This is a genomic window from Methanolobus vulcani, from assembly GCF_900100715.1.
GTDB lineage: Archaea > Halobacteriota > Methanosarcinia > Methanosarcinales > Methanosarcinaceae > Methanolobus > Methanolobus vulcani.
On sequence record NZ_FNCA01000002.1, the window covers coordinates 209,525 to 221,851 of the forward strand.

General features: G+C 41.8%; 14 protein-coding genes. 11 read left to right on the forward strand and 3 right to left on the reverse strand.

The genetic code is table 11. From position 1 onward, the window contains the following. Position 1: 1 nt before the first annotated feature. The 3 genes from lpdD to sppA all read right to left on the reverse strand — a co-directional run bounded on the left by lpdD (position 2) and on the right by sppA (position 2,570). A complete protein-coding gene (gene lpdD, locus BLP52_RS03620; protein ID WP_091708788.1) occupies positions 2–355 on the reverse strand; it encodes a prenylated flavin chaperone LpdD in 354 nt (117 codons plus the stop codon). 1 nt (position 356) lies between these two features. Further along, positions 357–1,559 (reverse strand): HD domain-containing protein, encoded by a 1,203-nt coding sequence (locus tag BLP52_RS03625; RefSeq protein WP_091708790.1) that lies wholly within the window; start codon positions 1,557–1,559, stop codon positions 357–359. A 75-nt stretch (positions 1,560–1,634) separates the two neighbouring features. After that, a complete protein-coding gene (gene sppA / locus BLP52_RS03630) occupies positions 1,635–2,570 on the reverse strand; it encodes a signal peptide peptidase SppA (protein ID WP_202905718.1) in 936 nt (311 codons plus the stop codon). 108 nt (positions 2,571–2,678) lie between these two features. On the opposite strand from sppA, the gene cofD reads away from it, so the two are divergent. From cofD to BLP52_RS03680, 11 genes are all read left to right on the forward strand, one after another. Continuing rightward, entirely contained in the window at positions 2,679–3,590 is a 912-nt protein-coding gene (gene cofD / locus BLP52_RS03635) for a 2-phospho-L-lactate transferase (protein ID WP_091708792.1), read from the forward strand. 156 nt (positions 3,591–3,746) lie between these two features. After that, positions 3,747–4,154: a hypothetical protein gene (locus BLP52_RS03640; protein WP_091708794.1), complete on the forward strand. Its 408-nt coding sequence runs from the start codon at positions 3,747–3,749 to the stop codon at positions 4,152–4,154. Between the two features lie 76 nt (positions 4,155–4,230). Next, a complete protein-coding gene (locus BLP52_RS03645) occupies positions 4,231–5,358 on the forward strand; it encodes a magnesium chelatase ATPase subunit I (protein WP_238380705.1) in 1,128 nt (375 codons plus the stop codon). A gap of 13 nt (positions 5,359–5,371) precedes the next feature. Beyond that, the gene (locus tag BLP52_RS03650) at positions 5,372–7,039 is read left to right on the forward strand and encodes a VWA domain-containing protein (protein ID WP_091708795.1); all 1,668 of its coding nucleotides are present in this window, start codon (positions 5,372–5,374) and stop codon (positions 7,037–7,039) included. Positions 7,040–7,207: 168 nt separating this feature from the next. Further along, entirely contained in the window at positions 7,208–8,467 is a 1,260-nt protein-coding gene (locus BLP52_RS03655) for an ATP-binding protein (RefSeq protein ID WP_091708797.1), read from the forward strand. Further along, positions 8,464–8,622: a hypothetical protein gene (locus BLP52_RS14285; protein WP_154717783.1), complete on the forward strand. Its 159-nt coding sequence runs from the start codon at positions 8,464–8,466 to the stop codon at positions 8,620–8,622. Before BLP52_RS03655 ends, BLP52_RS14285 begins: the two co-directional genes overlap by 4 nt. Before the next feature lie 221 nt (positions 8,623–8,843). Continuing rightward, the gene (gene hpt / locus BLP52_RS03660) at positions 8,844–9,407 is read left to right on the forward strand and encodes a hypoxanthine/guanine phosphoribosyltransferase (RefSeq protein WP_091708799.1); all 564 of its coding nucleotides are present in this window, start codon (positions 8,844–8,846) and stop codon (positions 9,405–9,407) included. Next, positions 9,400–10,395, forward strand: a complete 996-nt coding sequence (gene dph2 / locus BLP52_RS03665) for a diphthamide biosynthesis enzyme Dph2 (RefSeq protein ID WP_091708801.1) — start codon at positions 9,400–9,402, stop codon at positions 10,393–10,395. Before hpt ends, dph2 begins: the two co-directional genes overlap by 8 nt. 2 nt (positions 10,396–10,397) lie before the next feature. After that, positions 10,398–10,985 carry an METTL5 family protein gene (locus tag BLP52_RS03670; RefSeq protein ID WP_091708803.1) on the forward strand — a complete coding sequence of 196 codons (588 nt, stop codon included), beginning with the start codon at positions 10,398–10,400 and terminating at the stop codon, positions 10,983–10,985. 310 nt (positions 10,986–11,295) lie between these two features. After that, complete coding sequence (locus BLP52_RS03675) at positions 11,296–11,883, forward strand: exosome complex RNA-binding protein Csl4 (protein WP_091708804.1); 588 nt, start codon at positions 11,296–11,298, stop codon at positions 11,881–11,883. 53 nt (positions 11,884–11,936) lie between these two features. Then, positions 11,937–12,215, forward strand: coding sequence for a DNA-directed RNA polymerase subunit L (locus tag BLP52_RS03680; protein ID WP_091708806.1), 279 nt, complete (start codon positions 11,937–11,939; stop codon positions 12,213–12,215). The last annotated feature ends 112 nt before the right edge of the window (positions 12,216–12,327 follow it).

Below are 12,327 nucleotides of genomic sequence, written 5' to 3' on the forward strand. Positions count from 1 at the left end.
CCTACTTTCCTATAATTACAGCAAGCTCACTGATCATTTCCTCTGATGCAGCAACGATTTCATTTATTTCGCTGAGTTTAATATTGTCCAGATGAATGCCAACTATGAATACGGATGTCGCTTTGCAGGCTTTGCTGAATGCCTTTGCACCATTTAGTGCGATCTCAGTTTCCCTGTGTCCCGGTGTTGTAATCACAGATGAAGATGCCCTTTTTGATTCATGGTCATAGAACCCGATTCCAACAGCTCCTACGTGTTCATCACCACCGGTAAGGCTGGCAACATAGTCCTCTCCTGTCTTTTTCCATTCAAGCACAAGGCTGATACCCGCCGCAATCTTCCTGATCTCCTGCATATTATTCCTCAATTTCTGTCAGACGGAACTGTTTCGTGGTTCTTTTAACTTCAAAGAAGTTCTTTGCTGCCTTTCCAACAGCTTCCCTATATTCGGTTGGAGTATAAACTCCCATCTTCCAGTTGTCACGGTGTGCCTGCTCCAGGGTGGCAACAACATGAGATGCCTCGTCAAGCCGAAGCATTCTGTTATTGACTTTTACAAGAGCTTTCATTTCAGCTATTTCCGGATTTCTGGGAATATCAATAAGCACAGATTCAGGTTCTATTCCCACTTCTGCCGCAATCTCAGCTTCTACTCTTTTGATGTTCTTTCGGTGCTTTAGAACTCCCTCGCCGACTTCTTCAAATCCAACATACATCGCCCTCTTGTAGAGTTTCCTGTTGTCAAGTCGCTGTGCAAGTTCACCTGCATACCCGTCATCGTTACGTATCATTTCCAGCAGTCTGGAGTCATCCATCTTCCTGAGGTCGAAAGGATTAAGTGACCTTTTTTGGATAAGGTCATCAACTGCTCTTGTAAACATCGTCTCAGCGATTCTTGAAACGTGGTGGTAGTAAACTGATGGATGCATAAGGAATCTGGAAACCAAAAGTGATTCCGCCGCCTTGACACCGCCGGAATTCACTACAAGATTGTTCTCGTAGAACTTCATCTCATTGATGAGCCTTACATGGTCAACAAGACCGAAAGCAACACCGGTGTAATGAGAATCTCTTACCAGATAGTCCATTCTATCTACATCGATCTCACTGTTGAGTATCTTTCCAAGATCGGTCTTCCCCTGTATGTGATCCTCAATAGTTGCAGGGTTCAGGCCATTATCACTGAGAATCTCTCCAAGTTCACCTTTTTTAAGAATGTCACGAACATCCTCATGGTGTTGTCTTGTGTAAAGTTTTGTAAGGTTTTCTGTTACATGTGAGTATGGTCCGTGTCCTACATCATGGAGAAGAGCAGCAACTCTGAGTTCTTCTTTTTCATCATCTGTGACGGAATCTATCTTTCCGGTTAGCATGGTGGCAAGATGCATGACACCCAGAGAGTGCTCAAAACGTGAATGGTTAGCTCCGGGATACACAAGGTTTGACAGACCAAGCTGGCTCAGTCTTCTAAGTCGCTGCATCTGCGATGAATCGATTATTGATAATGTGAGCGGGTCAAGCTCAATATATCCATGTATAGGGTCACGGATGACTTTCATACAACCTACATATCCTTCATCTTATAATGATTTTGCACTTGTTTCTGTTTCTGCTCTCTTCCAATGTTAGTTCTCTCAGAAATACATTCCATAGGATGGAGACGCTTCTTCAACAGATGTACCTGCCAATCCTTTTCCAAAACCATATCCAAAAGAGTACAGAGCATCATTGAGTTTCATTCCCAGAAAACCGGATGATTTTCCTCCGTATTCATATAGATCAGGTTCCCCGGAAATGCCTGCCATCTCTGCAGCAATATCGATTGCATCTTCCTCTGTTCCTACCATGTCAACAAGCCCTGCTTTCTTGGCCTGGGAACCACTGTATATCCTGCCGTCAGCAACCTTGTAGGTTTCCTCAAGGGTCATGTTCCTGTTCTCAGCCACCCAGGAAACAAAATCTTCATAGCTTTCATTCACAATTGAACCAAGCATTTCCTTTTCTTCTTCCGTCATGGGTCTTGTGGGGGAACCTATGTCTTTGTATTCACCGCTTTTGATAGTTGTCACGTTAATTCCAAGATCATCCATCAGGCTATAATAATGGACAATTTCCATTCTTACTCCGATATTACCAACAAGCGACTGCTTTTCAGCCACAATATAATCAGTAGATGATGCCGCCTGATAAGCTGCGGAAGCTGCCATTGATTCAACGTATGCCACAACAACTTTCTTTTCAGATGCTTCCTTTATAGCCCTTGCAAGTTTCTCACTGGCAATGGCCTCTCCGCCGGGAGAGTTGATCCTGATGAGAATAGCTTTTGTTCCATCATCATCTTGCGCATCTTCTATCCATTCGATATAGTCCTCAACCCCGGGCTGATAATCACTGAATAGACCTTCTTCCGTTCCTCCGGAATAAATGGTTCCGTCAAGGTCTATGACTGCTACATCTCCTGACCCTTCGATTGGAACCTGCATGATAGCTACAATTATCCCAGTGAGTGCTAGAACCACAATGATTATGGCCAGAAGTCCATAAATCAATATTTTACTTGATCTTTCCAATTTCCCTTCTCCTTATTCTTCTGATATGAATTATATTAATTTACGAGGTCTTTACTTATATAGCTTGAACCGTATAACGAAGGAAAACTGGCAAGGAGATGGACTAAGATGATAATCTTTTCAGGCGGCACCGGCACACCCAAATTACTGAATGGCCTTCGCGAAGTTTACCCGGAAGAAAAGATCACTGTTGTGGTGAATACTGCGGAAGATATATGGGTTTCAGGAAACCTGATAACACCCGATATTGATACTGTGCTTTATCTGCTTTCAGGCAGGCTTGACACTTCAAAGTGGTGGGGTGTGAAGGATGATACATATCGTACCCACGGGGCTATGAAAGAACTGGGATATGACGAGGTCATGATGCTCGGTGACATTGATCGTGCAACCCATATCATGCGCTCAGACATGCTCAGAAGCGGTCTCACACTTACCGAGTCAATAGTCGGTCTTTCAAAGTCATTTGGTGTAAAGGCTAATGTGTTCCCTATGTCTGATGATCCCGTCTCAAGCATGATTAGCACGCCGGAAGGAAAGATGCATTTTCAGGATTTCTGGGTTGGAAAACATGGAGGGCCTGAGGTTCTGGAAGTATGCCAGGAAGGTATTGATAAAGCAAGTATCTCTCCGGCTGTTGTTGAGGCACTTGAAAGGGAAGATAATGTTCTGATAGGTCCGAGCAATCCGATAACAAGTATCGGACCAATAATCGAGCTTCCTGGAATGAGAGATATTCTGAAAGAGAAAAAGGTTGTTGCAGTCAGTCCTATAATCGGAACTGAACCTGTAAGTGGTCCGGCAGGTAAACTTATGACTGCAAGAAGTATTGAAGTTTCTTCTTATGGTCTTGCTTCATACTATTCTGATTTCCTTGACCATCTGATAATCGATGAGCGTGACCCGATTGACGTTGGACGTTTCAGTGGTCTTGGGTGCAGTGTTTCAAGAACTGATACATTGATGAAGGCTGTGAATGTAAGCAGGAATCTTGCAGAAACTGTGCTGAAACAGTTCTAAATAATGCAGAACCTGTCTTTTGCTCTGCATACTTTCTTTTTTATTTAACGCAGCATAGTAACTAGTTTAATAAGTATATTTTTATTATTATAATGCATATATTCCATATCTCCAATTTGAGGGCATACCAACAAAACATATTCTTAAGGTGAAATTGTGGGTGATGAATGGAAAATAGATTTGAAGATCCCTGACATAGGGATGATGGTCACGCTTATGACAGCTGCATTATGCTCAATGATAATGGGCGCTGCAGAAATTGCTTACACTATGATGTGGATAACGGCTTCATATATCAGGCACGGGAAAGACTTTTTTATTGATCTTCTGAATGCTAAGGCGCTGACATGGACAGCAGAATATATTCTTGTTGCAGGATCACTGTTACTTCTTTCAGCCATTCTCTTTCTTTTAAGTTCCACATTCTCTCTCTATGAGCTCAACGGAATGGCAAAAAATGCAGAAAAGAAAGTACACACAAAAGTTGTGTTCGGATTCTTCATAGGTGGACTAATTCTCCTATTCATGGCACTTATCTCTGCAATAATTCTGAGGTATCTGTAAGGTTCAGGAACACTAAAAGCAATAACAAAAGAAGCAACAAACAAAAGTCAAGATTTCATGCTGGGAAGGCGATAATATGAGTTCAAGTATCACCGGGACTGTAACAGAGGTCCCTAAAGTAGTAGAAAACGAGTCTCCGTCACAATATCTGGAGGATATTGCCAGACAGGCTACTAAAACGGAAAGAGTACTTTATCCGATAGCTGCCATAGTCGGACAGGAGAAAATGCTTCGAGCACTCATCCTTAACACTATCAATCCTTCTATTGGTGGTGTTCTTATACGCGGTCAGAAAGGCACTGCAAAATCAACTGCGGTCAGAGGTCTGGCCGAAATATTACCTGAGACCGAAATGGTAGAGGGCTGTAAGTTCAATTGTGATCCTAGTGATCCTGAAAAGTTCTGCTGGGAATGTCTGGAGAAGAAACGCAAAGGTACAATGCACATTGGCAGACGCCAGATGAGAGTCGTGGACCTTCCGGTCGGTGCAACAGAGGACAGGGTTGTAGGCAGTCTTGATATTGAAAAAGCCGTGCGCCAGGGTGTTCAGGCTTTTGATCCGGGAATTCTTGCCCAGGCAAACCGCGGGATTCTTTATGTTGATGAGATTAACCTGCTGGATGACTTCGTAGTTGATGCACTTCTGGATGCTGCTGCAATGGGTGTGAATACCGTTGAGCGTGAAGGTGTAAGCGTAAGCCATCCTGCTAATTTCATAATTGTTGGAAGTATGAACCCTGAAGAGGGTGAGCTTCGTCCCCAACTGCTTGACAGGATCGCATTGCAGGTGGAGGTCACCGGTATCTATGATGTTGAACAGCGTATCGAAATTGTAGAACGACGTAACAGGTTCAACGATGACCCAAAACAGTTCATCCGTGAGTTCGAGGCTGAACAGGAGAAACTGCGTTCAAAGATCGTAAAAGCTATGCAGATGCTTCCACGTGTAACTACAACAAGGGACAACCTGCGTACAATTGCAGAGATCTGTATTGCTTTTAATGTGGACGGACACCGCGCAGATATCATGATCGAGCGTGCCTCCAGGACAAATGCTGCTTATGAGGGCAGGGAACGCATCACAAATGATGATATCATCGAAGCTTCTGAAATGGTACTGCCTCACAGGATGCGTAAGAAACCATTTGAGGAAGAAGAGTTCAGTGTTGACCAGTTAAGAGCGGTCGTTGACGGCAAGGTATGAAAGAGGTGCGGGGATGGACGATGAACTTGTTCAGCGCCTGCGCAGGAATCTTCCTCGCAATTATGGCATAAAAGTGTTGTATCTGGGTTATCCTGTGCTTGGGCTGCGTATCCCCCAAAATTCTGTTTCAGAGTTTTCCAAAGAGGATACGGATGTCCTGTACGAGAACCTGTACGCAAATATGGAGCAGATAAGGCCAGGTGAGATCGAAGATGTCTGCATCGTTGCGGATTCAGATCATATGTCAATCGAGCCTGAAACATTTTTCAAACCTCTTATCGGAACATCAGATTCAGCTATTGCAGATGTATTCAGGTATGCTCAGGAGAAAGTGTCCATTGACGATGCTATCATTCTACCTCCGGATACTTCAGAACCTGACAGTTCCCTCGTAGAGGATATTATTCCGGAGGATGCTTTTGTCGGTGCTGAAGCAGAAACTCAGGAAATTGATCCTGAAAGGTCGATTTTTGCTGACATTCTGAAACCTGCTGAAAATGAGGAAGTTCCTGAAGTTGAATTTAATGATAAAACAGTAAATGATAAACCTGAAATTCAGGAACGTTTTGAAGATCAAGAACATCAGGAGGCTCAGGAGCTTGATTATCCTGTTGAGGAGCTATCTTTTGAAGTTCCTGCTTCTCTTCCTGATGAAGTTCTCCTTGAAGTAGATGAAAACGAATCTGCGGAAATATGTATTTATGAACCTGAAGTATGCGTAGACCTCACTCCAAAGGAATACGTTCCTATTCTCAGCCATGCTGAACTTGAGAAAGAGTTAGAGGGTGATTCAAGAGTTTCTAAATCAGAATCCAGTAAACTGTTTGATGACCTGAAAGAGGACAAGACAGTTGGTAAGATCCTCAATGATTTTGCCCGCAGTTCCCAGAAGAAGAGACTTGCAGCTGGCAGGCTGAAATCCGGAAGGCGTGCAGAGGTACTTACCAAGAGCAAGCGTGGTCGTTATGTAAGATACAGAATGCCCGGGGAGAAGATCACTGATATTGCCATTGCTCCAACTGTAAGGGCTGCTGCTCATCATGCAAAGGATGGCAAGATCGAGATCAAGAAAGGTGACATAAGGGAGAAAGTACGAAGAAGACGTATTTCCAGTCTGATCAACATTGTTTTTGATACATCTGGTTCAATGGATGAAAGCGATAAGGTTCAGATTACCACAAGTGTTGTTCTCGCACTGCTGAAAGACGCTTACCAGCGCAGGGACAGGGTTTCACTGGTGACATACAGCGGTCGTTCCGGTGAACTGGTGCTGCCGTTCACATCATCTGTGGAAGCTGCAAAAAGGTATCTTGAGAAAGTTCCTTTTGGAGGCACAACTCCTATGGCTTCCGGGATGCTCAGGGGACTTGATACTCTTGTCAGGGAAGTGAAGAAAGAGCCTTCAGCTGTTCCTATTATGATCCTTGTAACGGATGGTACTGCAAATTCTTCACTTCATCTTGGTGGCAATATCAAGAGGGAAATAATGCAGATCTGCAAGCAGATAGCTGACCACCGTGTCAATATTCTTGTTGTTGATATCAGTGCAACCGGTTCAATGCTTGCAAAGGAGGTTGCAATGAAAAGCAATGGAAGTTATTATCATCCGATGTCACTTAGCAAAGAAGCTCTTTATTCTGCAATAAAGCAGGAGAGGGATCAGGTAACGGCTTTTGCTTGAAAGGGATATTTGGATATCCCTTGCATTCTATTTTTCCGGCAGTTTTGTTATGGTGTTAATTATAAAAGGTATCATTAGTAACATTATAATTGCCACTTATAATAAATGCCAGTTTCTTATAATTGGCAATGAAAACTAATATAAGTGATTACATTCCCATATGAGTATATGGATACTGAAACCCTCAAAATGGCAGTTATATCTCATAACTCAATTCCTGAGGAAGAATTCATAGAGAGGGATATTTTCGACAAGGTAAAAGATTCAGGTGAAAATCCATTTATCATTATAATCAATGGGATACGTCGTTGCGGTAAATCCACTTTGATGCAGCAGATAAGAAGAATCAATAAAGAGAATCGGTATTACCTGAATTTTGACGATGAACGCCTGATAGGGTTTAGTATCGATGATTTTCAGAAAGTTCATGAGATATATGTTGAGTTATATGGTTTGGAGAATACCTTTTACTTTGATGAGATCCAGAATATCGACAAATGGGAAACTTTTGTAAGGCGTATGCACGACAGCAAAAATAAGGTCTATATCACAGGATCGAACGCTTCCATGCTGAGCCGGGAACTTGGAACCCGACTTACAGGCAGGCATTTGTCATACACTCTTTATCCGTTCTCTTTCAGGGAATATCTCAGATTCAACAACATTTCCGTCAGTAAAGATGATTTCTATCTTACAGAATCGCGTTCAATAATAAAAAAGCATTTCAACCAGTATCTTACAACTGGCGGAATCTCTGAATATCTGATGTATGGAAATACCGATTATCTCAAGTCACTTTACGAAAGTATAATCTATCGGGATGTTATCGCCAGATATAATCTGTCTGATGAGAAAACGCTCAAGGATTTGATACATTATCTTGCATCCAATATCGGGCGTGAATTCAGTTTCAATTCCCTCAGGAAAATGCTTGGTCTGTCAAACGCGACGACAGTCAAGGAATATCTTAATTATTTCGAGAATAGTTTCCTCGTTTTTACAATACTCAGGTATTCTCCTTCATTGAAAAAACAGATGTATTCCAACAAAAAAGTATACTTCATAGATAACGGTCTTACGAACAGCATCTCTTTCCGTTTCTCAGAAAATCGTGGAAGTATGCTGGAAAATCTCGTGTTTCTCTCTTTGAAAAGAAAGGACTGTGAGATCTACTTCCACAAGGATAAAAAAGAGTGTGATTTCGTCATCAAAGATGGATTTGAAATACGCGAGGCAATACAGGTAACTCAGAATATTGAAGATCCCGAAACTAGAAAAAGGGAGATAGAGGGCCTTAAGGAAGCAATGGACGAGTACGAATTGAAAGAAGGTCTGATATTGACAGAAGATACCGAAGAGGAAATTGTTCTGCAAGACAAAAGAATGATTATTGTCAAACCTATCTGGAAATGGTTGTTGGAAACATGACTGGGCAAACAGATGAAGAGTTCATATGTGATCTTTCAGAGGAAACAAAAGAGCTATCTGAAGAGACCAAGAGGGATATTGAAGAAGCGCGCAAAGAGATACGAGCCGGTAAAATCTCAAATCTGGAAGATGTCAGGCGTGAGCTTGGTTTTTGATTTATAGTTAATGTATCGTTTCGTCCTAAATTAAGCTGACACCGATATATACTAATTGGACATGATCTTTAATTTTGCTATTGAATTACTTCTTTTGATTTTGTTTATTTTCAAATATCCGGTTATAATCAACAATTTTACTTGAAATCATCGATTATGATCGATGTTTGTATTTTACATAGGTATTCTCTTTATATAATGTCAGATATTAAGCCATAACTATGCTAAAGATACTACGTGAATCCCTGCTGAATGCGCCAATCGTTCACAGAGGAAAATATCACTATTTTATTCATCCGATATCGGATGGAGTTCCAAGACTTGAGCCGGAACTTCTGCAAGAGGTTACTGACCATATTCTGGGAATGGTCAGCAGGGATTTTGACAAGATTATTGCAATAGAGGCCATGGGGATCCCTCTTGCAACTGCAATATCCATGAAGACCGGGGTTCCTTTCTGCATTATAAGGAAAAGACCTTATGGTCTTGAAGGCGAAATAAAACTGTCACAGGAAACAGGTTATTCCAAGGGTGAGCTTTACATTAATGATATCTCAGAAGGTGACAGGGTCCTTATTGTGGATGACGTCATCAGCACTGGGGGAACCCTTGTAGCATTGATGAGTGCCCTTAAGGGAGTTGGTGCCACCGTAACCGATACTATTGTAGTTATTGAACGTGGTGATGGTGTTTCCAGACTTAAGGAAATGGGTATTGATGTAAAGACACTTGTTCGCATTGATGTGACAGAGAAAGGCGTTTCCATCGAGGATATACATGAGTAACGGCGAAGCATTTGATTTCAGACTTGATTACATAATTTCTGTAATTAATGATACAGGTGCAAAAGTAGTGGGTTTGCAGTTTCCCGAGGGTTTCAAGAGGCGTTCTCCGGGGATAGCTTCTCGTATAGAGAATGAAACAGGTGTAACTGTATTCATTTCCGGAAATCCCTGTTTTGGAGCATGCGACCTTGACGTTGCTCTGCTTAATGATGTTGATATTCTTTTCCACTTTGGGCATGCTCCTCTTGATGATAACAAACTCTCGCAGAAAGTATATTTCATAGAGACAAGGTCGGCTGTTGATGTACAGGACGTTGTGGAACTGGCAGCTTCCAGACTGGAAGGCAAACGTATCGGTCTTATCACAACGGTACAGCATGTACACAAATTGAATGATGCTGTTAAGGTTCTGGAACGTCATGGAAAAGAATGTGTGATCTGTTCCGGTGACAGCAAGATTGCATATCCTGGTCAGGTGCTTGGATGTAATTTCTCCGCTGCCCGCAGTGCAGATTGTGATGAGTATCTTTTCATTGGAAGCGGACAATTCCATCCGCTCGGGGTTTCAATTGCCATGAAGAAACGTGTCCTTATAGCTGATCCTTTTGTCAATGAGTTGAGGGTAGCAGATCACTCTAAAGTTCTGAGGCAGAGAAGTGCTGTCATTGCAAAATCCCTTGATGCAGAGGTCTTTGGTATTGTTGTGTCATCTAAACCCGGACAGGAGCGCATGGAACTTGCTATGAAGCTTAAAAATATGGCAAAATCTCATGGAAAGGATGCACATATTTTCACTATGGACCTTGTAACTCCTGATCAGTTATTGCAGTTCAAGGTGGATGCATTTATCAACACCGCCTGTCCCCGGCTTGCTATTGATGAGGTTGGAAGGTTCCATGCTCCAATGCTGACTCCACTTGAATTTGAGATCGTGCTTGGAGAAAGGGAATGGGAAGACCTTTACTTTGATGAGATCACAGGTGAATAAGATTGAAGCAACGTAAGCTTGAGATGTTGTTGGAGCAGGTGGAAGGTTTTGATTCTCCAAATGTGAACCTTGAGCAATATGCAACTCCTGCATTACTCGCGGCTGAAATGCTTCATTTTGCATATATGCAGGGTGATCTGGAAGGAACTGTCTTTGATCTTGGATGCGGGACAGGTATGCTTGCAATTGGTGCAAAGATTCTTGGAGCAGAGAAAGTTATAGGTTTTGATATTGATAACAAGGCTCTGGAAGTTGCCCGCAGGAATGCTGAAAAACTTGGTGTTGATGTTGAGTTCCTCCATGCCGATATTTTCGAAGTTGAAGGGCACGCTGATACTGTTGTCATGAATCCTCCGTTCGGCGCTCAGGCCAAAGGCAATGATCGACCGTTTCTTTTAAGTGCGTTGAAAACCAGTGATGTGATATATTCCATTCATAATTGCGGGAGCCATGATTTTATAAGTAAGTTCATAGGTGATGCCAGGATAACAGACTGGTACTCAACGGCATTTCCAATGAAACGAACATTTAAATTCCATAAAAAAGAAGTAGAAATGGTAAAAGTAGAGATTTATCGGATAGTGCGATAATATTTTAAGAAATGCGGTTCTTACTTGAAGGAATTCATGGATTTGTGCATTTTTATATAATTTCAGATTATAAGAAGGGATTCTAATTAGGATAAGAAATAGACGTAAGACTTCACGCAGGAAGATCAAATCATCTGATTCTGAAGACCAGCAGGTAAGTGAAGAAAAGGTTCTTTCCTCAGAGACAGAAGTAGTTGAGGCGCCTAAAAAGGTTGCTGAAGACTCTGTCAAAGAAAAAGAACAGGGCCGTGAAAGAAGGTCAGGAAAGAAAGACAATAAGGCCGATAAAGGATCAACAGAAGATGATGATATGGATGATGAAGAGGAACTTAGTACAGAAGAATCTGTATTTGTAATGCCCGGTGACTTTGTAGGAACTACTGAAGAGTTCAAGGCAGGCGCAGGAACTTATGTCAACGTTGCAGATATTCACTCACTTAACACCGGATATGTAAAAGTTGACAGAAAATCACGAACAATCTCCATAATACCTCAGACAAGTATTCCTCCTGAGATCAAAGAAGGCGATATTGTTATCGGAAGCGTTGTCAATATGCGTGATTCAGTGGCTCTTGTTGAAATTGGTGCGATCAAAGGAAAGGGAGAGCGTGAGTTCCAGACAAATGGCGCTGCAGCAATTCATGTATCCAATGTGAAAGATTCCTATGTCAAGAACCTTGGCTACGAGTTTTCACTTTCTGACGTTGTCAAGGCAAAGGTCATTAACACTCAGAATATGCGTCTGAGTACCGATGAAAAGTCCCTTGGAGTTATGAAGGCATATTGTTCAAGGTGTCACAGCCCTATGGTAAAGGACAATAAGAAACTGAAATGTCCTGAATGTGGTCGCACAGAGACAAGAAAGATTTCTGCAGATTACGGAACCGGAATTGTTTAAGATTAATTTAAATTATCATTTAATGATTACACATTACTTATGGTGAGATAAAGATGGAATTGAAGATCATTGACAAAACAGAAGACGAGATGCATCTTGAGATAATTGGTGAGAACCACACTCTTCTCAACATGCTCAAGTCCGCTCTGCTCGATGACAAGAGAGTTCAGATAGCAACATACGACATGAAACACGTATCAATTAGTGATCCTATCCTTTTTGTAAAGACAGATGGAGCCGATCCTATTGAAGTGGTCAAGGATGCTGCTAATGTTATGGTAACTCAGTGTGATGAGTTCCTTGGCGTTTTTAAAACAGCTATTGATATTTAATTTAGTTTAAAGCTGCACTTAGGTGCTCTTTTTCATTTTATTATGTTTTTTCTCTAGCTGGAACTATACAGTTTGTCTTAATTTTAATTGCATAGTATGAAGTATTTTACAA

Bases quoted from the DNA above. Each gene is read 5' to 3' on its own strand.
- BLP52_RS03675 (WP_091708804.1), top strand. From the start codon at position 11,296: ATGGATGATGAAGAGGAACTTAGTACAGAAGAATCTGTATTTGTAATG.
- BLP52_RS03625 (WP_091708790.1), bottom strand. From the start codon at position 1,559: ATGAAAGTCATCCGTGACCCTATACATGGATATATTGAGCTTGACCCG.
- dph2 (WP_091708801.1), top strand. From the start codon at position 9,400: ATGAGTAACGGCGAAGCATTTGATTTCAGACTTGATTACATAATTTCT.
- BLP52_RS14285 (WP_154717783.1), top strand. From the start codon at position 8,464: ATGACTGGGCAAACAGATGAAGAGTTCATATGTGATCTTTCAGAGGAA.
- hpt (WP_091708799.1), top strand. From the start codon at position 8,844: ATGCTAAAGATACTACGTGAATCCCTGCTGAATGCGCCAATCGTTCAC.
- BLP52_RS03650 (WP_091708795.1), top strand. From the start codon at position 5,372: ATGGACGATGAACTTGTTCAGCGCCTGCGCAGGAATCTTCCTCGCAAT.
- BLP52_RS03645 (WP_238380705.1), top strand. From the start codon at position 4,231: ATGAGTTCAAGTATCACCGGGACTGTAACAGAGGTCCCTAAAGTAGTA.
- BLP52_RS03680 (WP_091708806.1), top strand. From the start codon at position 11,937: ATGGAATTGAAGATCATTGACAAAACAGAAGACGAGATGCATCTTGAG.
- BLP52_RS03655 (WP_091708797.1), top strand. From the start codon at position 7,208: ATGGATACTGAAACCCTCAAAATGGCAGTTATATCTCATAACTCAATT.
- cofD (WP_091708792.1), top strand. From the start codon at position 2,679: ATGATAATCTTTTCAGGCGGCACCGGCACACCCAAATTACTGAATGGC.
- lpdD (WP_091708788.1), bottom strand. From the start codon at position 355: ATGCAGGAGATCAGGAAGATTGCGGCGGGTATCAGCCTTGTGCTTGAA.